The organism is Acidimicrobiales bacterium, from assembly GCA_035294085.1.
Classification (GTDB): domain Bacteria; phylum Actinomycetota; class Acidimicrobiia; order Acidimicrobiales; family Bog-793; genus DATGLP01.
Map to the genome: position 1 here is coordinate 194,473 of DATGLP010000008.1, position 22,153 is coordinate 216,625.

Annotated in this window: 22 protein-coding genes; 19 read left to right on the forward strand and 3 right to left on the reverse strand. The window is 75.6% G+C overall.

The annotated features are described in order from the left end of the window. Positions 1-9 precede the first annotated feature (9 nt). From VKV23_03470 to VKV23_03535, 14 genes are all read left to right on the forward strand, one after another. Entirely contained in the window at positions 10-1,476 is a 1,467-nt protein-coding gene (locus tag VKV23_03470; GenBank protein ID HLI15097.1) for a UDP-N-acetylmuramoyl-L-alanyl-D-glutamate--2,6-diaminopimelate ligase, read from the forward strand. Beyond that, on the forward strand, positions 1,473-2,516 hold the full coding sequence (gene mraY, locus VKV23_03475) for a phospho-N-acetylmuramoyl-pentapeptide-transferase (protein ID HLI15098.1): 1,044 nt from the start codon (positions 1,473-1,475) through the stop codon (positions 2,514-2,516). The genes VKV23_03470 and mraY overlap by 4 nt, the downstream gene beginning before the upstream one ends. 35 nt (positions 2,517-2,551) lie before the next feature. Next, the gene (gene murD, locus VKV23_03480) at positions 2,552-3,886 is read left to right on the forward strand and encodes a UDP-N-acetylmuramoyl-L-alanine--D-glutamate ligase (protein HLI15099.1); all 1,335 of its coding nucleotides are present in this window, start codon (positions 2,552-2,554) and stop codon (positions 3,884-3,886) included. Then, the gene (gene ftsW / locus VKV23_03485; protein ID HLI15100.1) at positions 3,886-5,127 is read left to right on the forward strand and encodes a putative lipid II flippase FtsW; all 1,242 of its coding nucleotides are present in this window, start codon (positions 3,886-3,888) and stop codon (positions 5,125-5,127) included. The genes murD and ftsW overlap by 1 nt, the downstream gene beginning before the upstream one ends. Then, positions 5,124-6,335: a UDP-N-acetylglucosamine--N-acetylmuramyl-(pentapeptide) pyrophosphoryl-undecaprenol N-acetylglucosamine transferase gene (locus tag VKV23_03490; protein ID HLI15101.1), complete on the forward strand. Its 1,212-nt coding sequence runs from the start codon at positions 5,124-5,126 to the stop codon at positions 6,333-6,335. Before ftsW ends, VKV23_03490 begins: the two co-directional genes overlap by 4 nt. Next, positions 6,332-7,699: a UDP-N-acetylmuramate--L-alanine ligase gene (gene murC, locus VKV23_03495; GenBank protein ID HLI15102.1), complete on the forward strand. Its 1,368-nt coding sequence runs from the start codon at positions 6,332-6,334 to the stop codon at positions 7,697-7,699. The genes VKV23_03490 and murC overlap by 4 nt, the downstream gene beginning before the upstream one ends. Then, the gene (murB, locus tag VKV23_03500) at positions 7,699-8,625 is read left to right on the forward strand and encodes a UDP-N-acetylmuramate dehydrogenase (GenBank protein HLI15103.1); all 927 of its coding nucleotides are present in this window, start codon (positions 7,699-7,701) and stop codon (positions 8,623-8,625) included. The genes murC and murB overlap by 1 nt, the downstream gene beginning before the upstream one ends. Next, positions 8,622-9,416, forward strand: coding sequence for an FtsQ-type POTRA domain-containing protein (locus tag VKV23_03505; GenBank protein ID HLI15104.1), 795 nt, complete (start codon positions 8,622-8,624; stop codon positions 9,414-9,416). The genes murB and VKV23_03505 overlap by 4 nt, the downstream gene beginning before the upstream one ends. Positions 9,417-9,627: 211 nt before the next feature. Continuing rightward, a complete protein-coding gene (ftsZ, locus tag VKV23_03510) occupies positions 9,628-10,728 on the forward strand; it encodes a cell division protein FtsZ (protein HLI15105.1) in 1,101 nt (366 codons plus the stop codon). Between the two features lie 49 nt (positions 10,729-10,777). Continuing rightward, complete coding sequence (locus VKV23_03515) at positions 10,778-11,416, forward strand: polyphenol oxidase family protein (GenBank protein ID HLI15106.1); 639 nt, start codon at positions 10,778-10,780, stop codon at positions 11,414-11,416. After that, positions 11,395-12,126 (forward strand): YggS family pyridoxal phosphate enzyme, encoded by a 732-nt coding sequence (locus tag VKV23_03520; protein ID HLI15107.1) that lies wholly within the window; start codon positions 11,395-11,397, stop codon positions 12,124-12,126. The genes VKV23_03515 and VKV23_03520 overlap by 22 nt, the downstream gene beginning before the upstream one ends. 21 nt (positions 12,127-12,147) lie before the next feature. Then, positions 12,148-12,684: a cell division protein SepF gene (gene sepF, locus VKV23_03525; GenBank protein ID HLI15108.1), complete on the forward strand. Its 537-nt coding sequence runs from the start codon at positions 12,148-12,150 to the stop codon at positions 12,682-12,684. 40 nt (positions 12,685-12,724) lie between these two features. Beyond that, on the forward strand, positions 12,725-12,988 hold the full coding sequence (locus VKV23_03530) for a YggT family protein (GenBank protein HLI15109.1): 264 nt from the start codon (positions 12,725-12,727) through the stop codon (positions 12,986-12,988). Positions 12,989-13,328: 340 nt separating this feature from the next. Beyond that, positions 13,329-14,063, forward strand: a complete 735-nt coding sequence (locus VKV23_03535; protein HLI15110.1) for a DivIVA domain-containing protein — start codon at positions 13,329-13,331, stop codon at positions 14,061-14,063. A gap of 12 nt (positions 14,064-14,075) precedes the next feature. Here VKV23_03535 and ileS read toward each other — a convergent pair whose 3' ends face one another. Continuing rightward, complete coding sequence (gene ileS / locus VKV23_03540) at positions 14,076-17,216, reverse strand: isoleucine--tRNA ligase (GenBank protein ID HLI15111.1); 3,141 nt, start codon at positions 17,214-17,216, stop codon at positions 14,076-14,078. An 18-nt stretch (positions 17,217-17,234) separates the two neighbouring features. Between ileS and VKV23_03545 the strand changes: the two genes are divergently transcribed. From VKV23_03545 to VKV23_03560, 4 genes are all read left to right on the forward strand, one after another. Then, a complete protein-coding gene (locus VKV23_03545; GenBank protein ID HLI15112.1) occupies positions 17,235-17,600 on the forward strand; it encodes a DUF167 family protein in 366 nt (121 codons plus the stop codon). 74 nt (positions 17,601-17,674) lie between these two features. Continuing rightward, positions 17,675-18,487 carry a TraR/DksA C4-type zinc finger protein gene (locus VKV23_03550; GenBank protein HLI15113.1) on the forward strand — a complete coding sequence of 271 codons (813 nt, stop codon included), beginning with the start codon at positions 17,675-17,677 and terminating at the stop codon, positions 18,485-18,487. Then, positions 18,448-19,008, forward strand: coding sequence for a signal peptidase II (lspA, locus tag VKV23_03555; protein ID HLI15114.1), 561 nt, complete (start codon positions 18,448-18,450; stop codon positions 19,006-19,008). The genes VKV23_03550 and lspA overlap by 40 nt, the downstream gene beginning before the upstream one ends. After that, complete coding sequence (locus VKV23_03560) at positions 19,005-19,919, forward strand: RluA family pseudouridine synthase (protein HLI15115.1); 915 nt, start codon at positions 19,005-19,007, stop codon at positions 19,917-19,919. The genes lspA and VKV23_03560 overlap by 4 nt, the downstream gene beginning before the upstream one ends. Before the next feature lie 5 nt (positions 19,920-19,924). Here VKV23_03560 and VKV23_03565 read toward each other — a convergent pair whose 3' ends face one another. Next, positions 19,925-20,743 carry a sigma-70 family RNA polymerase sigma factor gene (locus VKV23_03565; protein ID HLI15116.1) on the reverse strand — a complete coding sequence of 273 codons (819 nt, stop codon included), beginning with the start codon at positions 20,741-20,743 and terminating at the stop codon, positions 19,925-19,927. A 141-nt stretch (positions 20,744-20,884) separates the two neighbouring features. Between VKV23_03565 and VKV23_03570 the strand changes: the two genes are divergently transcribed. Continuing rightward, on the forward strand, positions 20,885-21,493 hold the full coding sequence (locus VKV23_03570; protein ID HLI15117.1) for a histidine phosphatase family protein: 609 nt from the start codon (positions 20,885-20,887) through the stop codon (positions 21,491-21,493). A gap of 228 nt (positions 21,494-21,721) precedes the next feature. Here the strand turns inward: VKV23_03570 and VKV23_03575 are convergent. Further along, the coding region (locus tag VKV23_03575; protein ID HLI15118.1) for an Rrf2 family transcriptional regulator at positions 21,722-22,153 on the reverse strand (432 nt) is incomplete at its 5' end.

Below are 22,153 nucleotides of genomic sequence, written 5' to 3' on the forward strand. Positions count from 1 at the left end.
GGGGCTCGCGTGGGCCGTGAGCCCCCACGCGTCGACCTCGGCCGTCTCGTCGAGGCAGTCCAGCCGCTCGCGGTCCTCGGCGACCCGGGCGGGGTCGAGGTCCGCGCGGTCGTGTTCCACCACGCCGAGGTCGTCGCCGGCTCCCTGTTCTGCTGCATCCCCGGCGCCCGCCACGACGGCCACGACTACGCGCGCGCGGCGCGCGACGCGGGCGCGGTCGCCTTCGTCTGCGAGCGCTCCCTCGGCGCGGCCGCGGGTCCAGCCGTGCAGCTCGTCGTGGCACCGGGCGGGGCGCGCCAGGCGATGGCCCGTGCAGCGTGCGCCTTCTACGGGCATCCCGCTCGGGCGATGCGCTGCGTCGGCGTCACCGGGACGGACGGCAAGACGACCACGACCTACCTGCTGCGCTCGATCCTCGAGCGCTACGGCTGGCCCACCCTCGTCGTCGGGACGCTCGACGGCGGGCGCACGACGCCGGAGGCGCCGGAGCTGCAGCGGCGCCTCGCCGAGGCGCGCGACGCGGGGGTCCGGGCGTGCGCCATCGAGGTGAGCAGCCACGCCCTCGCGCTCGGGCGCGTCGAGGGCATGCGGTTCGACGTCGGCGTGTTCACGAATCTGTCACCCGAGCACCTCGACTTCCACGGGTCGCTGGAGGCCTACTTCGAGGCGAAGGCCAGCCTGTTCACCCCCGAGCGGTGCCGCTTCGGGGTGGCCAACGCGGACGACGAGCACGGGGCGCGGCTGCTCGCCGCCGCGCCGATCCCCATGGCGTCGTTCTCCCTCGCCGACGCCCACGACCTCGAGGTGGGTGTCGCCGGGAGCCGCTTCCGCCTCGGTCGCCACCGGGTGCACCTGCGGCTCGGAGGGGTGTTCAACGTGCGCAACGCGCTCGGCGCGGCCGTGGCGGCGCGCGCCCTCGGCGTCGAGGCAGCGGCCATCGTCGAGGGGCTCGAGGCGGCCGCGCCGGTCCCCGGGCGGTTCGAGGCGATCCCGGGCCCGAGCGGCGTGACCGTGGTCGTCGACTACGCGCACACGCCGGCCGCTCTCGAGCAGGTGCTCCAGGCGGCGCGGGGGTGCCCGGCGTCCCGCTCCCGAAGCGGCAGGGTGATCGCCGTCTTCGGGTGCGGGGGCGAGCGCGACCGGGGGAAGCGCCCGGCGATGGGCGCCGTGGCGGCGAGGCTCGCGGACCTCGTCGTGCTCACCTCGGACAACCCCCGCAGCGAGGACCCGCTCGCCATCATCGGGGAGATCCGCGCCGGCATGCCCGCGGGCACGCCCCACCTCCTCGAGGTGGACCGACGGGCGGCGATCGCGGCCGCGCTGCGTGCGGCACGCCCCGGCGACGTCGTCGTCGTCGCGGGCAAGGGGCACGAGAGGTCCCAGGAGGTCGCCGGGCGCTCGCTGCCCTTCGACGACCGCGAGGTCGTCCGGGCCTCGGTCGCGGCCCTCGGCCTCGGGGAGGCCGCGGCGCGGTGATCGCCATCTTCACGGCCGGTGGCGTGGCGCTCCTCATCGCTGGCTTCGGGACCCCGGTGCTGCTTCGCTGGCTGTCCAGCCGGCGCATCGGCCAGCAGATCAGGGAGGACGGTCCGGCGATCCACCTCGTGAAGGCCGGCACGCCGACGATGGGCGGCCTCGCGATCATCGCCGCGGTGGCGGGGGGCTACTTCCTCGGCCACGTCGGCACGCACGTACCGTTGTCCGCTGGTGGCGTCCTCGTCGTGGCCGCGGTCGTCCTCGCCGGCGCGATCGGCTTGGCGGACGACTGGCTGAAGGTCCGGCGCCGGCGCAGCCTCGGCCTCAACAAGCGGGCGAAGCTCGCCCTCCAGCTCGCCGTCGGCGTCGGCTTCTCGCTCGCCGCCGTCTACCTCGCCGGCGCTCGCACGACGCTCTCGTTCACCCGCTTCGACGTCCCCGGCATCGCGCTCGGGGCCGGCGTGTGGACCGTGTGGGCCACCTTCGTCATCGTCGCCGAGGCGAACGCCGTCAACCTCACGGACGGGCTGGACGGGCTGGCTGCGGGGTCGTCGGCGTTCAGCTTCACCTGCCTCACGCTGATCGGCTACTGGGAGTTTCGCCACGCCCACCTCTACGGGGTCGCCCATCGGGGGCTCGACGCCCTCGATCTGGCGCTCGCGGCGATCGCGATGGGTGGGGCCTGCGTCGGGTTCCTCTGGTGGAACGCGGCGCCGGCGCGCATCTTCATGGGCGATACCGGCTCGCTCGCCATCGGCACGGGGCTCGCCTGCATCGCGCTCGAGCTCAACCTGGCCCTCCTGCTGCCGGTCATCGGCGGGCTCTTCCTCGTCGTCACGCTCTCGGTCGTCGCGCAGGTGGTCGCGTTCCGCTGCTTCGGCACCCGTATCTTCCGCATGGCGCCGCTCCACCATCACTTCGAGCTCGTCGGCTGGCCGGAGACGACCGTCATCGTGCGGTTCTGGATCTTCTCCGGGCTGTGCACCGCGGTCGCCCTCGGGGTCTTCTACGCCGACTTCCTCGGGGTGCGGAAGCTGTGAGCGGGCCCGGCGCGTCCCTTCGGAGGGTCCTCGTCGTGGGCTTCGCGCGCACGGGCAGGGCCGTCGCCGAGCTCCTCGTCCGGCGCGGCGTCGCGACGGTCGCGCTCGACGACGCGCCCGGCGCGCCGGCGCTCGCTGCCGCCGAGGGCCTCGGGGTCGAGCTGCGCCCGACGCCGCCGGACGCCGACCTGCGGCGGCTGCTCGAGCAGGTCGACCTCGTCGTCGTGAGCCCGGGGATACCGCCGCGGCATCGCGCGATCGAGCTCGCGCCGAGCGGAGCGGTCGTCTCCGAGCTGGAGCTCGCCTATCGGCTCGGCGTGCCACCGATCGTCGCGGTGACGGGGACGAACGGCAAGACGACCGTCACCGGCCTCGTCGCGACCATGCTCGCAGCCTCGGGCGTGCGTGCCCGCGCCCTCGGCAACATCGGGGAGCCGCTCGTCACCGCCGTGGGGCGGCGCGACCTCGACGTCGCCGTCGTCGAGGTCTCGTCGTTCCAGCTGGCCTTCACGCAGCGCTTCCGGCCCGCGGTCGCCACCTGGCTCAACCTCGCCGAGGACCACCTCGACTGGCACCCGAGCCTCGAGCACTACGTCGCCTCGAAGGCGCGGGTGTGGACCAACCAGCAAGGCGACGATGTCGCCGTCGCCAACGCCGAGGACCCCGTCGTGCGCGAGGCCGCCCGGCTCGTCCGGGGTCGGCTCGTCCGCTTCGGGCGCGACGCCGGCGAGTACCGCGTCGAGGGCGACGCGCTCGTCGGCCCATCCGGCGAGCCGCTCATCCGGCGCGCCGACCTCCGGCGGGCGCTGCCCCACGACGAGCTGAACGCGCTCGCGGCGCTCGCCACGGCGCTCGAAGCCGGCGCGGAACCGGACGCCTGCCGCGGCGCGCTCGAGCGCTTCGAGCCGCCCCCGCACCGCGTCGAGTTCGTCGCGAGCGTCGACGGCGTCGACTACTACGACGACTCGAAGGCGACGACGCCGTCGGCGGCTCGGGCTGCCCTCGAGGGGTTCGAGCGGGTCGTGCTCATCGCTGGCGGGCGGAACAAGGGGCTCGACCTCTCGGCGATGCGGCCGGCGCGCGGGCACGGCGGGTCGGCGCGCCCGAGCGCCGTCGTGGCCATCGGCGAGGCCGCCGACGAGGTCGCGGCGGCGTTCGAGGAGCTGTGCCCCGTGGTGCGCGCCGGGTCGATGCGCGAGGCCGTCGAGGCCGCCTCGCGGCTCGCGGCGAGCGGCGACGCGGTCCTGCTCTCGCCTGGCTGCGCCTCGTTCGACTGGTACCGGTCCTACGAGGAGCGCGGCGAGGACTTCGCCCGGGCGGTCCTCGAGCTCGCGAGCGACCGGGCGACCGGCGCGCGGAGGGGCGCCTGATGGCCTCGCCGCAGCGGCGGCTGCCGAGACCTGCACCGGCGCGGGTCCCGGGGGCGCCGCGCCTTCGGGTCATCACCGGGGGCGCCGGCGCGCCACGGCCGAGCGCGCACGCCCCGGCGACGACACGGACCCCCGCGGCGGGCGACGCTCGGCGCATCACCGCCCTGGCCGCGCTCCTCACCGCGTTCGGCCTCGTCATGGTGCTGTCCGCCTCGCCGGTGGTCTCGATCGTCGACTACGGCTCCGCCTGGTCGCTCTTCGAGCGGCAGCTGCTGTGGAGCGTGCTCGGCGTGCTCGGCTTCGCGCTCGCCCGCCGGGTCGACCTCGCCCGCCTGCGACGGCTCGCCGTGCCGCTGCTCGTGGGGACGACCCTGCTCCTCCTCGCCGTGCTCGCGCCCGGTATCGGCCGCAGCGCCGGTGGCTCGAGCCGCTGGATCGGCGCGGGCTTCGTCCGGATCCAGCCCTCGGAGCTCGCGAAGCTCGCCTTCGTGCTCTTCGCCGCCGACCTCGTGTGCCGGCGCGCCGGCGCACGCGACGAGCTGCGCGAGATCGTGCGGCCGCTCGCCCTCGTGCTCGCGTTCCTCGGCGTCCTGATCCTGAAGCAGCCCGACATGGGGACCGCGATCGTCCTCGTGTGCATCTGCGGGCTCGTGCTCTTCGCCGGCGGGGTGCGGACGCGGCTGCTCGTCGGCGGGCTCGGGCTCGTCGCGCTCGCCGGCGGGGCGCTGGCGCTCGCAGCCCCGTACCGGCGCGCGCGGCTGCTCTCGTTCGTCAACCCGTTCGCGCACGCCACCACGACCGGCTACCAGGTGGTCCAGTCCCTCGCCGCGCTCGGCTCGGGGCACCTCACCGGTGCCGGCTTCGCGGGGTCGGCCACCACCTACGGGCTGCTGCCGAACGCGCAGACGGACTTCATCTTCGCCGTCGTCGGCAACGAGCTCGGGCTCCTCGGCGCCGTCGGGGTCGTCCTCGCCTTCCTCGCCTTCGGCTGGGTGGGGCTGCGCATCGCCGCGCACGCGCCCGATCGCTTCTCCGCGCTCGTCGCGGTCGGCGTCACGGGCTGGATCGTGTGCCAGGCGCTCATCAACATCGGCGGCGTGACCGGCATCCTCCCCGAGACGGGCATCCCCCTGCCGTTCCTCTCCTTCGGCGGCTCCTCCCTCGTCGTCGTGCTCGTCGCGAGCGGCCTCCTCGCGAACGTCGCGCGGGCGCGGGCCACCCAGGAGGAGGGCGCGCCGTGACCGCTCGCGGCGAGGCGCTGTTCATCACGGGAGGCGGGACGGCCGGCCACGTGCTGCCGGCGCTCGCCATCGCCGACGCCCTCGTGGCGAGCGGCGTCGAGCGTTCGGCGCTGCGCTTCGTCGGGTCGCGCCGGGGAATGGAGGCGCAGCTCGTCCCGCCGCGCGGCATCGCCCTCACCCTCCTGCCCGGCCGGGGGGTCGTCCGCCGTCCGACGCCCGCGAGCGCCGCGGCGCTGGCAGGCCTCGGCGTCGCCCTCGCGCGCGCCCTCGTGCTCGTCGCCTGGCACCGGCCGCGCGCGGTCGTGAGCCTGGGCGGCTACGCAGCGCTCGCCTGCTCGCTCGCGGCCGCGGCGCTGCGCCGGCCGCTCGTCGTCGTGAACGTCGATGCGGTGCCGGGCGCCGTGAACCGGGTCACCGGCCGCTTCGCCCGGGTCTGCGCCGTCGCCTTCACCGGCACGCCGCTGCCGCGCGCGGTGGTGACCGGGGCGCCGGTGCGTCCCGAGGTGCTCGGCGTCGACCGCTCGCCCGAGGGGCGAGCCTGCGCGCGCCGGCGCCTCGGCGTCGGAGACGGCGCCCTCGTGGCGGTCGTCGGCGGGTCGCTCGGCGCCCGGCGCCTCAACGACGCGGCCCTCGACCTGGCGAGGCGCCTCGCGGGCCGCAGCGATCTGCTCCTCTACCACGTCGCCGGTGCCCGCAACCTCGAGGAGGTCGGCCGCCGGCGCGCCGCGCTCGGCTCGCCGAGCGGGTCCGTCGCCTACCGCCTCGTCGGCTTCGAGGAGCGGATGCCCGAGCTGCTCGCCGCGGCGGACCTCGTGGTGTGCCGAGCCGGCGCGTCGACGGTCGCCGAGCTCGCGGTCGTCGGCACGCCGAGCATCCTCGTGCCGCTGCCCGGCGCGCCCGGCGACCACCAGCGTCGGAACGCCGACGCGCTCGCGCGCGCGGGGGGCGCCATCGTCCTCGACGACGCGGCGTGCACCGGCGAGCGCCTCGCGGGGCTGGTCGAGGAGCTGCTCGAGGATCCCGCTCGCCTGGCGGAGATGTCCCGGGCCGCGCGTACCCTCGGCCGGCCGGACGCCGCCGCGGCGATTGCGCGCCTCGTCGCCGAGGTAGCCGCGGCGCCGCCGAGCGGACGGGTGCCGGGCGGGCGTGGGGCGCGCCACGGCGAGGAGCGCTCGCCGGGCGCTGGCGCGAGGAGCGCTCGCCGGTGAGCGCCCCGGACCTCAGCCGGCCGCGGCGCGTCCATGTCGTCGGGATCGGGGGCGCGGGGATGAGCGCCATCGCCACGGTGCTGCGCGAGATGGGCCACGTGGTCTCCGGCAGCGACGTGAAGGACGGACCGGCGCTCGAGCGCCTCCGGGCGCTCGGGGTCGAGGTGCGAGTCGGCCACGATGCGGCGAACGTGGCCGGCGCCGAGGTCGTCGCGACCTCGAGCGCCGTCCCGCCGGGCAACGTCGAGCTCGCGGCGGCCCGGAGCGCCGGCGTGCCCATCCACTCGCGCGCCGAGACGCTCGCCGCGATCTGCGCGCAGCGGCGCACGCTCGCGGTGGCGGGCACGCACGGCAAGACGACGACGACCTCGATGGTGGCGCTCGTGGCGGCGGAGGCGGGTCTGTCGCCCTCGTTCCTCGTCGGCGGGGAGGTCAACGAGATCGGCACGAACGCCGCGTGGTGCCCCGGCGAGTGGCTCGTCGTCGAGGCCGACGAGAGCGACGGAACCTTCCTCGAGCTCGCCCCGGAGGTCGCGCTCGTGACGAACGTCGAGCCAGATCACCTCGAGCACTACGGGTCCGTCGAGGCGCTGGAGCGCGCGTTCGGCCGCTTCCTCGCGAACGCGCCGCGGGCGGTCGTGTGCGCCGACGACGCCCGCGCGCGCTCCCTGGCGCCACCCACGGCCAGGACGTACGGCTTCGCCCCCGGCGCGCACGTGCGCATCGCGCGCTTCGCGGGAGGGCGTGCCTCGCTCACGCTCGGCCTCGAGGTCGACGGCGAGGCGGTCGACGACTGGACGGTGCCGGTGCCCGGGGCGCACAACGCCCGCAACGTCGCGGGCGCGGCGGCGGCCGCGCTCGAGCTCGGCATCCGGCTCGAGGTGGTCGGACGGGCGCTCGCCCGGTTCGCCGGCGTGGCCCGTCGCTTCGAGTTCCGCGGGGAGCGCAACGGGGTGACCTTCGTGGACGACTACGCGCACCTGCCGGGCGAGGTCGAAGCCGCGCTGTCGACGGCGCGCCTCGGCGGGTTCCGGCGCATCGTCGCCGTGTTCCAGCCGCACCGCTACTCGCGCGTCGAGGCGCTCGCGCCGGACTTCGCGCACGCCTTCGTGCAGGCGGACGTCCTCGTCGTGACCCCGATCTACGCCGCCGGCGAGAGCGCGCGCCCGGGCGTGTCCTCGAAGCTCATCGTCGACGCCGTGCTCGCCGCCCACCCCGAGGCGCGCGTCGTCAGCTGCTCGAGCCGCGGCGAGGTCGTCGAGTTCCTCGCCGCGACGTTGCGGCCCGGCGACTGCTGCCTCACGCTGTCCGCCGGAGACCTGACGAGCCTCGGCGACGAGCTCTCGGCCGGAGGGGCCGGTTGATGCCGCTCGCCGCCCGGGCGGCGGCGGTCGAGGCGGCGGCGCGCCTCCTCGGCGGGTGGGCGCGGCGCGACGAGCCGATCGGGGGGCGCACCACCTACCGCGTCGGTGGCCGGGCCGCGCTCTTCGTCGAGCTCGGCGAGCCCGGCGTGGCCGACGCGCTCTGCGAGGCCGTGGCCGAGACCGGCGTCGACGTGCTCGTCCTCGGCAGGGGCTCGAACCTCCTCGTCGCCGAGCGGGGCTTCGCCGGCGTGTGCGTCGCCCTCGGGCCGCCGCACGACGCGCTGCGCGTCGAGGCCGCGAGCGCGAGCCTCGAGGCCGGCGGCGCCGTGCCGCTCCCGGTCGTGGCGCGCCGGGCCGCCGCGGCCGGGCTCACCGGGATGGAGTGGGCGGTGGGCATCCCCGGGTCGGTCGGCGGTGCGGTGCGGATGAACGCCGGCTCCCACGGCTGCGAGACGGCCGACCGCCTCGTCTCGGCTCGCGTCCTCGACCTTCGCGACGGGGTCGGGCGCGACCTGCCCGCCGCGGCGCTCGCGCTCGGCTACCGGCGCTCGGCGATCGGGCGCTACGAGGTGGTCTGCTCGGCGCGCTTCGCGCTCGAGCGCGCCGAGGCGAGCCGGGCGCAGGCGCTCGTCGCGCAGCTCGTGCGCTGGCGCCGGGAGCACCAGCCCGGCGGGCGCAACGGCGGCTCCGTCTTCGCCAACCCCCCCGGCGAGTCCGCCGGCCGCCTCATCGAGGCGGCAGGGCTGAAGGGTCGGCGGCGCAACGGCGCCCGCGTGTCCACGAAGCACGCGAACTTCATCGTGGTCGAACCCGGAGGCACGGCCGACGACGTCTACGCGCTCGCCTGCGAGGTGCGCGAGGTCGTCGCGGCGCGCCTCGGCGTCGAGCTCGCCTGGGAGCTGGAGACCGTGGGGTTCGCGCCGTGAGCGCACCCTCCGTCGCGCCGGCGCGCGAGCGGCGGGCAGCGCCGCGACCGGACCCCAAGGTGCTGGCGCGGCGCGTCGCCGTGGCGCGCGCAGCGGGCCGCCGCCGCCTGCGCCGCGCCGGTGTGGCGGCGGCGGTCGTCGCCCTCGGCGTCCTCGCGCTCGTCGTGCTGCACTCGCCGCTGTGCTCGGTGCGCACCGTCACCATCGTCGGCGCGCGCCACACCACGCGCGCCGAGGTCCTCGCCGCCACGGGCTTGCGGGCCCATCCGCCGCTCATCGACGTGAGCAGCGCGCGGGCCGAGGCGGCCCTCGAGGCGCTGCCCTGGGTCGCGCGGGCGCGGGTCACGAAGCGGTGGCCGTCGGCCGTGTCGATCGTCCTCAGGGAGCGGGTCGCGGTCGCCGCCGCGCCGATTCCCGGTGGCCGGGTCGCGCTCCTCGACCCGAGCGGCCGGGTCCTCGAGGACGTGGCGCGCGCCTCGGGGGTGGTGCCGCTCGCCGGCCTCGCGCGCGTGCCGCGCCCGGGCGGCTTCGTCGAGGCGCCCGGCGCCTCCCTCGCTGCGGTCGCCGCCGAGGTCCCCGCCTCCCTCGTCGGCCGGATCGCCTACCTCGCCGAACGCCGTGGCCTCGGGGTCGTGTGCCGCATCGTCCACGGCCCCCTCGCCGTGCTCGGCACTGCGGCCGACCTGCACGAGAAGTTCGTGGCCCTCGCGACCGTCCTCGCTCGGGTGGATGTGACGGGAATCGTCACAATCGACCTGCGGGTTCCCTCGAGGGCGGTCTTGACCCCGTGAGGTGCCCGCCCTATGTTCACGACGTCCGAGTCCCTACCTGCTCCGGTCGCCCGCGCCGGGGCTCGCCAGCTCAGCTCGTCGTCTCCGAGTCGACCCGTCGGCGCGAGGGTCGCGGGCGGGCCGGGACGGACGCGCAGCGGGATTCCCGGTGCCGAGGGCTGGCGGTGAGGTTGTCCCGGGGAGTGGGTCAGCAGGGAGACGGGGGACAGAATTGAGCGGCGCATCGCAGAGCTTCATCGCCGTGATCAAGGTCGTGGGCGTGGGCGGCGCGGGCGTCAACGCGGTGAACCGGATGATCGAGGCCGGCCTGCGCGGCGCCGAGTTCATCGCGGTCAACACCGACGCCCAGGCCCTGCTCATGAGCGAGGCCGACATCAAGCTCGACATCGGCCGCCAGCTGACCCGTGGGCTCGGTGCCGGCAGCGACCCGGAGATCGGTCGCGCGGCCGCCGAGGACCACATCGAGGAGATCGAGGAGGTCCTGAAGGGCGCCGACATGGTGTTCATCACCGCCGGCAAGGGCGGCGGGACCGGCACCGGCGCGGCGCCGGTCATCGCCGAGATCGCCCGCAGCCTCGGGGCGCTCACGATCGGCGTGGTGACCCGACCGTTCGACTTCGAGGGGCGGCGCCGGTCGGTGCAGGCCGAGCAGGGGATCCAGCGCCTGAAGGAGAAGGTGGACACGCTCATCGTGATCCCGAACGAGCGCCTCCTGTCGCTCGCCGACGCGAGCACGACGATGGTGGACGCCTTCAAGATGGCCGACGAGGTGCTCCTCCAGGGGGTGCAGGGGATCACCGACCTCATCAACGTGCCGGGCCTCGTGAACACCGACTTCGCCGACGTGAAGATGATCATGAGCAACGCGGGCAGCGCCATCATGGGGATCGGCTCGGCGACCGGGGAGGGTCGGGCGGTGAACGCCGCCCGGCACGCGATCACGAGCCCGCTGCTCGAGGCCTCGATCGAGGGCGCCCGGGGCATCCTGCTCAACATCGCGGGCGGCTCGAACCTGAAGCTCTTCGAGGTCAACGAGGCCGCCCAGACGATCCACGGCGTCGCGCACCCTGACGCCAACATCATCTTCGGCAGCGTGATCGACGACTCGCTCGGCGACGCGGTGAGGGTCACCGTCATCGCCGCGGGCTTCGATCGCTTCGAGGAGCGCGCCTCGCAGCGCGGCGCGCGCGCCGAGCAGCAGGCGGCCCGTGGTGCCGAGCCCGAGCGCCCGCCGGTCGATGTCTTCGCTGTGGGGGGCGACGAGGTCGACCTCGGTGACGACGACTTCGACGTCCCCTCCTTCCTCCGCTAGCGGGCCGGGGCGCCCGGCGGCGACCCTCGGCGGGGGCGCCCGGGCGGCGATGACGACGAGGGCTGACGGGGACGCCCGCCGCTGGCGGCACGGTGCCGTCGGGGACCTCCCTGCCGACCTGCCCTCCCTCCCGTGGCGCTTCGCTCGCCAGGTGCACGGGGGCGCCGTCGCCGTCGTCGACGGCCGGCCCGGACCGTTCGGGGATGCCGCGGACGCCCTCGTGACCACCGCCGCGGACCTGCCCGTCGCCGTGCTCGGAGCCGACTGCGCCCTCCTCGCGCTGGCCGGGACGGAACGCGTCCTCGCCGTCGTGCACGCGGGCTGGCGCGGCCTCGTCGCCGGCGTCGTCGAGCGGGCGCTCGAGGCGATGCGGCGCCTCGGCGCCCAGGGGATCGAGGCCGTCCTGTCGCCGTGCATCCACCCGGAGTGCTACGCCTTCTCGGCCGGTGACCTCGCGGCGGCGGCTCGCCGCCTCGGACCGGCCGCCCTCGGCCGCACGGGCCGGGACGAGCCGGCCTTCGACCTCCCGGCGGCGGTGCGCGCCGTGCTCGCGCGCGAGGAGGTTCCGCTCGTCGCCACCCTCGGCGGCTGCACCGCCTGCGACGGGGGGCGGTGGTTCTCGAGCCGGGCGCGCCGGGAGGAGGCTCGCCACGCGCTCGTCGCCTGGTGGCCGTCGGCCGGACCGTGACGACGCCCGGCGGGTCCGGGGACCTCGCCCGGATCGGGGAGCGGCTGGAGCGCGTCCGCCGGCGGATCGCCGTGGCCGGCGGCGACCTCGCGAGGATCCGGATCGTCGCGGTGACGAAGGGGTTCGGTCTCGACGAGCTGCGCGCCGCCGTCGCGCTCGGGTGCGTCGACGTCGGCGAGAACTACGCGCACGAGCTCGTCACCAAGGCGGCGGCCGTCGGCGCCTCGCTGCCGGTGCGCTGGCACTTCCTCGGTGCCGTCCAGCGCAACAAGCTGGCGCGGCTCGCGCCCCTCGTCGCCTGCTACCAGGGCGTCGACCGGCTCGAGGAGGGGGAGGCGATCGCGGCGCGCGCGCCGGGCGCCGAGGTCCTCGTCGAGGTGAACGCCGCCGGCCTCCCCGGTCGCCCCGGCGTGCCGCCCGGCGAGGTGCCGTCGCTCGTGGCCGCGCTCGAGCGCCTCGACCTCGCCGTGCGCGGCCTCATGACGGTGGCACCTCCCGAGCGGGAGACGGCACGCCGCTGCTTCGAGACGGTGGCGGCCCTCGTCGCCGACCTCGGCCTCGAGGAGGCCTCGATGGGCATGAGCGACGACCTCGAGCTGGCCGTCGCCGCAGGCTCGACGATGGTGCGCGTCGGGCGCGCCCTGTTCGGGAGCCGCCCGGCGCGCCCCGCGCCGGAGACGCCCCCGGCGCGTCCTCGGGTGCCACAATAGGGTCCTCGCAGGAGGGTGGACATGGCATCGTTCGTGAACAAGGCGCTCGCCTACCTCGGCTTGAAGGACCTCGAGGACGACGAGCTCTACGACGACTACGAGCCGGTCGAGGAGGCTCGCCACGCCCCCCACCGCTCGCCCCGCTCCGCCTACCCCGATCCGGCCCGTCCGGAGGCGGCCGAGACGCGCAGCCTCGTGCGCCCCTTCGTCCCCGAGGAGGCCCGCGAGGCGCCCGGGACACGCCAGGCCGTCGTCCGCCCGCTGGCGCCGAGCCGGCCCGCTGCCGCCAAGGTGCACGTCGTCGCCCCGACCCGCTTCGCCGACGCCCAGCAGATCGGCGACCTCGTGAAGGCGTCGAATCCGGTCATCGTCAACCTCACGACGAGCGACCGCGACCTCGCGCGGCGGATGATCGACTTCTGCTCCGGCCTCACCTACGCGCTCGGCGGCTCGATGGAGAAGGCGGCAGACCAGGTCTTCCTCCTCACCCCCTCGAACGTCGAGGTCACCGCCGAGGAGCGCCAGCGCCTCCAAGAGCACGGGCTGCTCCACTCGTGAGGCGCGCCGCCCTCGGGCCGCCGGCGGCGAGAGGCTGACGATGGCCCTGCGGATCATCGTCGACCTGCTCCAGTTCTACGTCGTCGTCCTCTTCGTCCGCATCGTCCTCTCCTGGTTCCCGATCCACCCCTGGTCGCGCCTCGCCCGGGTGGTCCGCGTGCTCGCGGCGGTGACCGACCCGGTCCTCGCGCCCGTGCGGCGGGTCCTGCCGCCGCTGCGGGTGGGCTCGATGGGCCTCGACCTGTCGCCGCTCGTCGTCCTCTTCGCCCTCCAGCTCGTCGTCCGGCTGCTCGAGCTCGGGTAGTCGCGCGCCATCCGCGAGCGCGGCGCGGGCCGAAGGTACGATCGGCCGCATCACGTCGTTGCTGCGTCGCCGGAGCGGGAGTCGCAACGTGGGATCGCTGCGCGAGGCGGAGGCAGCGCTCGGTGCGCCGGGGCGCGACCGGCGTGCAGGCGGGACAGGTCGCCGGCCGGGCGCAGCGTGGGGGCACCGCCGCCGGTGCGCGCTCGCGGGCGCTCCGGCTCCCGCGGGCCGCGCCGGCGCGTCGAGGACCGAGGGTGAGGTCGGTGCGCGAGCACCGCACGGACGGATCGAAAGGGGGACGGGGAGCCGGGCCGTCGCGCCGGCGGGCCCCTGACGACGAATGGAGATCTCGGGGAAGGTCCTGCGGGAGGTCGAGTTCAGGGACCGCCTGCGCGGCTACGACACCGACGAGGTGGACGAGTTCCTCGAGAACGTCGCCGTCGCGGTGGACGAGCTGCGCGCCGAGCTGGACGCCCTGCGTCAGCGGGCCGCCTCCCAGGCCGAGCCGACCCCCGACGACGACGCGATCCGCCGGACCCTCGTGCTCGCGCAGCGCACGGCCGACCTCGCCATCAAGGAGGCGAACGAGGAGGCGAGTCGGATCCTCGAGTCCGCCCGCGCGCAGGCGCAGGCACTCGTCGCCGGCGCCGAGGAGCGCGCCCGGCAGCTCGAGAGCGAGGCTGCCGACGACCTCACCCAGCGCATCGCGCGCCTCGGCGAGGAGCGTCGCCGCCTCGAGCTCGAGCTGGCCGCCCTCGTCCGCCTCGCCGAGGCCGAGCGCGAGCGCCTCAGCGCGGGCCTGACCGCCGCGCTCCGCCAGGTCGAGCAGGGGCTCGCCGTCTCCGAGGCCGCTCGCGCCGCGCTCGAGGCGGCGCAGGCCCGTCTCGAGGCGAGCGAGCCGGCCGCGCCGGCGAGCGACGGCGTCCCGGCGGAGGGGGCGGGCGAGGCTGCCCCGGACGCGGAGGACGCGCTCTGGGCCCGCTGGACCTCGGGCGTGGACCTCGGGCCCCTCGCCGAACCAGGCGCCGAGGGTGCCGATCCCGGCGCCGAGTGGCGCGGCGGCTGGGGCGGCTGAGCGCGCGCCGCGCTACGAGCGGCGTGCGAGGCCGACCGTGACGCGGCGCGAGTCGGGGAGGGCGTAGACCGCGTCGCCACCTCGGGGCGCGCCGACCTCGAGGGCCGTGGCGAGCGTCTGGCGGCTGAGCTCGGGGCCCCAGCGATCGAGGAGGGCGGCGACGTCGTCGGGGACGCCGAGGCGGAGTGCGATCCGGTCCGTCACGTCGAGGCCGGCCTCCTTGCGTGCCTGCTGCACGATCCGGACGAGGTCCCGTGCCGTCCCCTCCTCCGCGAGCTCCCTCGTGACCTCGAGGTCGAGGGTGACGACGCTCGCCTCGTCCGACAGCACCCGGCTCGAGCGCTCGTCCTCGGGGAGCAGGCGGACGGCGTACTCGCCCTCGAGGAGCGGGACCCCGCCGGCCACCACGCGTCCGTGCTCGTCGCGGGCCCAGTCGCCACGGCGCGCCGCGCCGAGCACGTGCTGGGTCGCCGGGCCGAGGCGCGGGCCGAGGGCCGCGGGCACCGGGGCGAGGACGGTCCTCGCCGTGCCGGCGAGGTCCTCGGTGAGGACCACCTCCTTCACGTTCACCTCGTCGGCGATGAGCTCGGTGAACGGCGCGAGGCGGGCGGCACCGGCGCCGGCGACGGTCAGCCGGCGCAGCGGGAGGCGCGCCCGGCGGCGTTCGGCCTTGCGGATCGAGTGCGCGGCAGAGCAGACGGCGCGCGCCAGGTCCATCGACTCGACGAGCTCGCGGTCGGCTGGCAGGCCGGACACGTCGGGCCAGTCGGCGAGGTGGACGCTGCGCTCGCCGGTGAGGCCCCGGAAGATCGCCTCGGCGAGGAAGGGGAGGAGCGGGGCGACGAGCTTCGAGAGGACGACGAGGACCGTGTGCAAGGTGTCGTAGGCGTCGAGCTTGTCGGCGCGATCGACGGCGAGCGCGCGCCAGAAGCGCTCCCGGCTGCGTCGCACGTACCAGTTCGTGAGGGCGTCGAGGAAGGTCTCGACCGACGAGGTGGCCGAGGCGAGGTCGTAGCGGTCCAGGGCTGCCGTCACCGCCTCGGCGAGCAGCCGCGTCTTGGCCAGGACGTAGCGGTCCAGGACGCCCGACTGGTCCGTTCGGAAGCGGCCGACGACGCCGTCGACCCGGCCGTAGAGGGCGAGGAAGTGCCAGCAGTTCCAGATCGGGTTGAGGACGCGGCGCACCGGCTCGGCGATGGCCTGCTCCTCGATGGCCACGTCGAGGCCGCGCAGCACGGGCGCCGACAGGAGGTACCACCGGAGCGCGTCCGCGCCGATGCGAGCGAAGACGTCCTCGGGGTCCGGGAAGTTCTTGAGGCGCTTGGAGAGCTTGCGTCCGTCGTTTCCGAGGACGACGCCGTGCGCGATGCAGTTGGAGAACGCGGGACGGTCGAACAGGGCCGTGGCGAGGACGTGGAGCGTGTAGAACCAGCCGCGCGTCTGCCCGACGTACTCGCAGATGAAGTCGGCGGGGAAGCTCTCCTCGAAGCGTCGCGCGTGCTCGAAGGGGTAGTGGAGCTGGGCGAAGGGCATCGAGCCGGACTCGAACCAGCAGTCGAGCACGTCGGGCACGCGGCGCATCGTCGACGACCCGGTCGGGTCGTCGGGGTTCGGGCGCGTCAGCTCGTCGATGGCCGGCCGGTGCAGGTCGGCGGGCCTGACCCCGAAGTCGGCCTCGAGCTCGTCGAGGCTCCCGTAGACGTCGACGCGGGGGTAGTCGGGGTTGTCGCTCTTCCACACCGGGATCGGCGCGCCCCAGAAGCGGTTCCGCGAGATCGACCAGTCGCGAGCCCCCTCGAGCCACCTGCCGAAGGCGCCGTCCCGGACGTGGGCGGGGACCCAGTTGATCGACCGGTTGAGCTCGACCATGCGCTCCTTCAGCGCGCTCACCCGGACGAAGAACGAGCGAACGGCCCGGTAGATGAGGGGCGTGTCGGTCCGCCAGCAGTGCGGGTAGCTGTGCGCCCACTCCTCACGCGCGACGAGCGCGCCGTGGCGCTCGAGCGCGTCGATGATCGCCGGGTTGGCGGCGAAGACCTGGTGCCCGGCGAAGTCGGGGACCGAGGCGTCGAAGCGGCCGCGGTCGTCGACGGGGCAGACGATCGGCAGGCCCGCGGCCTCGCAGACTCGTTGGTCGTCCTCGCCGAAGCCGGGGGCGAGGTGCACGATGCCCGTCCCCTCGTCGGTGGCAACGAAGTCTGCCGCGAGCACGCGGAAGGCGCCCGGCGTGCTCGCGAAGTAGGGGAAGAGCGGCTCGTAGCGGCGCCCGACGAGGTCCCGACCGCTGACCGTGCCGACGCGCTCGGCTCCCGCGAGCAGCCCGGCGAGCGCCTCGACGCGCGCCTCGGCCAGCGCGAAGCGCTCGCCGTCGCGCTCGAAGACCGCGTAGTCGAGGTCCTCCCGCACGGCGAGGGCGAGGTTCGAGGGGAGCGTCCAGGGTGTGGTCGTCCACACGTAGAGGTTGAGCCGTTCGCCGCCGGACTCCTCGAGCCGGAAGCGGACCGTCACGGCCGGGTCGATGCGCTCCCGGTAGGCGTCGTCCTGGCGCGTCTCGAAGTTGGACAGCGGCGTCTCGCACTCCCAGCAGTAGGGCAGGACACGCAGCCCCTCGTAGACGAGGCCCCGCTCGTAGAGCGCCTTGAAGGCCCACAGGACGCTCTCCATGTAGGAGCGGTCCATCGTCTTGTAGTCGTGCTCGAAGTCGACCCAGCGCCCCTGGCGGGTCACGTAGCGCTGCCAGGCGTCGCGGTAGCGGAGCACGGAGGTGCGGCAGTAGTCGTTGAAGCGGGCGATCCCGAACTCGGTGATCGGTCCCCGTCCCGAGACGCCGAGCTCTCGCTCGGCCTCCGTCTCGGCTGGCAGGCCGTGGCAGTCCCAGCCGAAGCGGCGCTCGACGTGGCGACCGCGCATCGTCTGGTAGCGGGGGATGGCGTCCTTCACGAAGCCCGTGAGCAGGTGCCCGTAGTGGGGGAGCCCGTTGGCGAAGGGCGGTCCGTCGTAGAAGATGAACTCCTCGGCGCCCTCGCGCGCCTCGACGGAGGCCCGGAAGGTCTCGTCCTTCGCCCAGAAGGCGAGGATCTCCTCCTCGAGCGCCGGGTAGTCCGGGCGATCGGGGACCTCGGGGTAGGAGCGCAGGTCGGCCGGCACGTCCATGGCCCTACGATAGGGCTCGTGGCCGACCGGCTCTTCGAGGTCGAGCGCCCGGGGCAGGCGGGCGAAGCGGTGGTGCTGCGCTGCTACCTGCAGCCAGGCGCAGGGCGCGCCGCGGTCGTCGGCCGGCGGGGCGACGCGCTGCACGTGCGCGTCGCCCCCCCGCCGGCCAACGGGCGGGCGAACGCGGCCCTCACCGAGCTCGTCGCGTCGCTCTTCGACGTCGCCCCCTCGGCGGTGACGATCGCGTCGGGCGAGCGGTCCCGCCACAAGCGCGTCCGCATCAGCGGCGTGGATGCCGCCACCGCCGACCGGCGCATCGACGAGGCGCTCGCCGCCGCGGCGGCGGCCGATCGGGTCGGCGCGCGCCGGCGGGGTGCGCGCTAGGGCCGGCGCCGGCCGGGGGTATCGACGCCCCGTTGGCGATCGGATAACGTCGCGCACCCTTGCCCGGAGAGGAGATGCTGAGCACGATGCCCCGGACGACGACCTCGACGGCTTCGGTCGAGGCGAAGGACCCGGGCGAGGGCAGGAAGAGGTCCTCCCCGGCCCGCCGAAGCGACGCGGCGGCCGAGGCGGGCACGTCCGACCGCCCGAGCGCCTCGAGCCCGAGCGCCTCGAGGAGGTCATCGGCCAAGGCGCCGGCGTCCGCCTCGAAGACGGGTGGGGCCAAGGCTGCGGCGCGCAAGCAGCCCGCCGCGCGCCAGTCCGGCGCGACGAAGGCGGCGGGCGCCACGCGGGAGCGGCCGGCCAAGGCGCCGGCGGCCGCGCAGGGCCGCCAGCCTGCGACCGCCCAGCGCGCGCCGGCGCGCAAGCCGTCGGCTGCGGAGACGTCGAGCCGTCGGCCGAGCCGCGCGGCCCGGCCGGCCAAGGCGGCCAAGGCCGCGGCGGCCGGGTACGCGGGCGACGAGCGCTTCCTCGCCCACCAGCGCCAGGCGCTCCTCGAGGAGCGAGCGACCTACCTCGAGCAGGCGCAGTCGCTGCGCGCCGAGGCGGAGTCGCTCGTCGAGGAGATGGAGCCCGGCGACGTCCAGTTCGACGAGGAGTCGGGCGAGGGCGGGACGGTCACGGTGGATCGCGAGCGCGATCTGGCGCTGTCCGCCCAGGCGCTCGCCGCGGTCGAGGAGATCGAGGAGGCCCTCGCCAAGATCGAGTCGGGCCGCTACGGCATCTGCGAGCGCTGCGGCGAGCTCATCCCCAAGGCGAGGCTCGAGGCCCTGCCCTACGCGCGCCTGTGCATCGCCTGCAAGAGCGGGGGCCTGTCGCGCCGCTGAGCTCCCGCCTGGCGCGCCCGGGCGCGGGCGCGAGCTGGCGGCGGACCCTCACCGTCTTCGCCGTCGCGGCCGCCGTCGTCGGGCTCGACCAGCTGACGAAGGCGCTCGCGCTCGAGCACCTCAAGGGACCACCGGTCCACCTCGTCGGGCCCCTCTCCCTCGCCCTCGCGTACAACAGCGGGATCGCCTTCTCGCTCGGCACCGGCCTCGGCGGGCCGATCCTCGTGCTCGTCGGCCTGCTCGTGCTCGGCCTCGTCGCGTCGGCGCGCCTCGTGACGAGCAGGGCGGGCGCCGTCGCGCTCGGCCTCGTGCTCGGCGGCGCGCTCGGCAACCTCGTCGACCGGCTCGCGCGCGCCGGTGCGGTCGTCGACTTCATCCGGACGACCTTCTGGCCGACCTTCAATCTGGCCGACGCTGCGATCGTCTGCGGCTGCGCCGCACTCGTCGTGCGCTCGCTGCGCCGACCGGCGGCGCGCCGCGGGCGCGCGCGGGCTCGCGACGAGGGGACGGCGCAGCGGTGACCGAGGAGATCGTCGTGCCGAGCGAGCTCGCCGGTGCGCGCCTCGATCGCTGCCTCGCGCTGCTCGCCGGGCGCTCTCGCTCGGAGGCGGCGGCGCTCATCGAGGCGGGGGCCGTGCACCTGGACGGCGTACCGGCGACGCTGCGCCGACGGCGCGTCGCTGCGGGCCAGCGCCTCTCGCTCGCCGAGCCGCCAGCCCCCCGCCGCGCCGCGTGCGCGCCCGCACCGGTCGACTACCGCGTCGTCTACGAGGACGAGGCGATCATCGTCGTCGACAAGCCCGCCGGCGTCGTCGTGCACCCCGGGCGCGGGCACGACGACGACACGCTCGCGGCGGCGCTCCTCGCCGCCTACCCCGAGCTCGCCGGGGTGGGAGAGCCGGGTCGCAACGGGATCGTGCACCGCCTCGACAAGGACACCTCCGGCCTCCTCGCCGTGGCGCGCACCGAGCAGGCGCGCGCCGCCCTCGCCCGTCAGCTCGCCGAGCGGTCGATGGGGCGTACCTACCGTGCGCTCGTCCTCGGGACCATGGCGGCCGACGCCGGCGTCGTCGAGGCCCCCATCGGGCGGAGCCTCGCCAGCCGGACGCGCATGGCGGTGCGCGTCGACGGCAGGCCGGCGCGCACGCGCTACGAGGTGCTCGCCCGCTACCGCTGGCCGGTCGACGCGACCGAGCTGCACGTCGAGCTCGAGACCGGCCGGACGCACCAGATCCGCGTCCACCTGGCAGCCATCTCCCACCCGGTGGCGGGCGACGCCTCCTACGGCGGCCGCTCGCTCGCCCTCGGCCTGCGGCGCCCCTTCCTGCACGCCGAGCGCCTGCGCGTCGCCCACCCCACGAGCGGCGCACCGCTCGAGCTCACCTCGCCGCTGCCGACCGACCTCGCCGCGGTCCTCGGCAGCTGCTCGTGAGCGCCTCAGGCCGCCGGGTGGAGGGCTTCGACCTCCGGCTGGGCAGCGAGGAAGCGCAGCGCCGCCGCCTCGAGGCTGCGGACGCGGCGCACCCCGATGCCGAGCTCGCGGGCCGTCGTCTCGAGCGACGCCGGGGCACGGCCGCTGAGGCCGAAGCGCAGGCGCACGACCGACCGCTCGAGCTCGGGCAGTCGGTTGACCGCGTCCTCGAGGCGCGAGCGGGCGAGCGCGTCGACCGTCGACTCGTCGAGTGCGTCCTCGTCGGTGGCGATGAGGTCGCCGAGGGTCGCGGTCGCGTCGGCGCTGAGCGGCTGGTCGAGGCTCGCCACAACCCGCGGCAGGCGCGGCTCGTAGCCGTCCCCGCTCTCGCGCTCGGCGGCCGCCTCGGCGGCAACGGCGTCCTCGGGAAGGCGGATGGCACGCCCCTTCGACTGCACGGCCCGCTGGAGCGACTGGCGGATCCACCAGGTCGCGTACGTCGAGAACTTGAAGCCGCGGCGCCAGTCGAACTTCTCGACGGCGCGCATCAGCCCGAAGGTCCCCTCCTGGATGAGGTCGGTGAGGTCCACCCCTCGCCCCTGGTAGCGGCGGGCCCAGTGCACGACCAGCCGCAGGTTGGCCGCGATCATCTCGGCGCGAGCCGCCTCGTCGCCGCGTTCGATGCGCTGCGCCAGCGCGACCTGCTGCTCGGCGCTGAGCAGCGGGTGCCTGCCCAGGTCGTCGAGGAACAGGCGCATCAGGTCCGGCCCCCGTTCGGGGCGCTCGACCTGCTCGTCCGTCGTGATCACGGTGGTGATGGCGAGGTCTCCTTCAGCTTCCGCCAACGACCGAGGCTAGCGCCGTTGGTCTCGTTCTAAGGTTGCACCGTTGCTAACGCCACGCTCGCCCCGCTCATTCCAGCCCGTTGCCTCCCGGGCCCTCGGGGAAGTCCTTCCCTGAAGGCAGCCGCGCTAAGCGAGGCGGCGGTGGGCGGCGCGGCGGCACCCGAGGACTTGACGCTCGACCTCGTCCTCGTGCGCCACGCCTCCACGGCGTGGAGCCGCAGCCACCGCCACACCGGGCGCACGGACCTGCCCCTCGACGAGGCGGGGCGGGGCGAGGCTCGCTCCCTCGCTCGGCGCCTCGCCGGCCTGGAGCCGGCCCGGGTCCTCGTGAGCCCGCTCCGGCGCGCTCGCGAGACCTGCGAGCTGGCCGGCTTCGGGGAGCGCGCCGAGGTCCTCGACGACCTCGCCGAGTGGGACTACGGCGAGTACGAGGGGCGGCGCGCCTCGGAGGTGCGCGCCGAGCGGGACGGATGGGACCTGTTCCGAGACGGCTGCCCGGGCGGCGAGGCGCTGGCGGACGTGGCGGTGCGTGCCGAGCGCGTCCTCGCCGTGATCGGGCACGGCAGCGGAGGGCCTCCCGTCCTCGTCTTCTCGCACGGGCACCTCCTGCGGGTCCTCGCCGCCTGCTTCCTCGGCTGGCCCCCGGCGACCGGCCGCCAGCTGCTCCTGGATGCCGGCGCGCTCGGCCTCCTCGGGACCGAGCGAGGGGTGCGCGTCCTGCGCTCGTGGAACGTCGACCGCCTCGCGTGAGCCTCGTGCGAGGGCGCGGTGGTGCCCTGCGAGCCGATGGTCTCCCGAGGCGCCTCGCGATCGCGGCGCCGTTGCGCTTCGGAGGGTCGCTCGGCGAGACGCTGCCCGGCGTCGCCAGGGGTCGAGTCGCCGCCGAGCTGCGACCGGCTGCCGGGCGGACCCGCTCGTGCGCCGAACCGTGCGAGCGGCCTGCGCCCCCTCGGTCGTGCGCCCGAGGACGACCGCCGTTCAGGCGAGGGGCTCGAGGGCAGGGGCCATCCCGCGGGCGCGTGCGACCATGTCGGCGAGGGTGAACGAGTCGAGGTGGCGGCGCATGTGCTCGCCGACCTCGGCCCACACCGCGAGGAGCGCGCACTGGCCCTCGTGGTCGCACGCCCCGTTGGTGTGCGGCTCGCCGAAGTCGCCGGCCACGATCGGGCCGTCCACGGCGCTCACGATCTGCCCGAGGGTGATGACCTCCGGCGGCGCCGTCAGCACGTAACCGCCGCCGACACCCCGCTTGGAGCGCACCAGGCCGGCGCCCTTGAGCGCCAGCAGGATCTGCTCCAGGTAGGGCTGCGGCAGGCCGGTCCGATCGGCGATGTCGCGCACCGAGGTCGGCTGGTCCCCGCCGTGGAGGGCCAACGAGAGCAGGGCCCGGCTGGCGTAGTCCCCTCGGGT

Coding starts and splice junctions, on each gene's coding strand:
- ftsW (HLI15100.1), top strand. CDS start 3,886: ATGGCCTCGCCGCAGCGGCGGCTGCCGAGACCTGCACCGGCGCGGGTC.
- murB (HLI15103.1), top strand. CDS start 7,699: ATGCCGCTCGCCGCCCGGGCGGCGGCGGTCGAGGCGGCGGCGCGCCTC.
- VKV23_03515 (HLI15106.1), top strand. CDS start 10,778: ATGACGACGAGGGCTGACGGGGACGCCCGCCGCTGGCGGCACGGTGCC.
- sepF (HLI15108.1), top strand. CDS start 12,148: ATGGCATCGTTCGTGAACAAGGCGCTCGCCTACCTCGGCTTGAAGGAC.
- VKV23_03530 (HLI15109.1), top strand. CDS start 12,725: ATGGCCCTGCGGATCATCGTCGACCTGCTCCAGTTCTACGTCGTCGTC.
- VKV23_03535 (HLI15110.1), top strand. CDS start 13,329: ATGGAGATCTCGGGGAAGGTCCTGCGGGAGGTCGAGTTCAGGGACCGC.
- ileS (HLI15111.1), bottom strand. CDS start 17,216: ATGGACGTGCCGGCCGACCTGCGCTCCTACCCCGAGGTCCCCGATCGC.
- VKV23_03550 (HLI15113.1), top strand. CDS start 17,675: ATGCTGAGCACGATGCCCCGGACGACGACCTCGACGGCTTCGGTCGAG.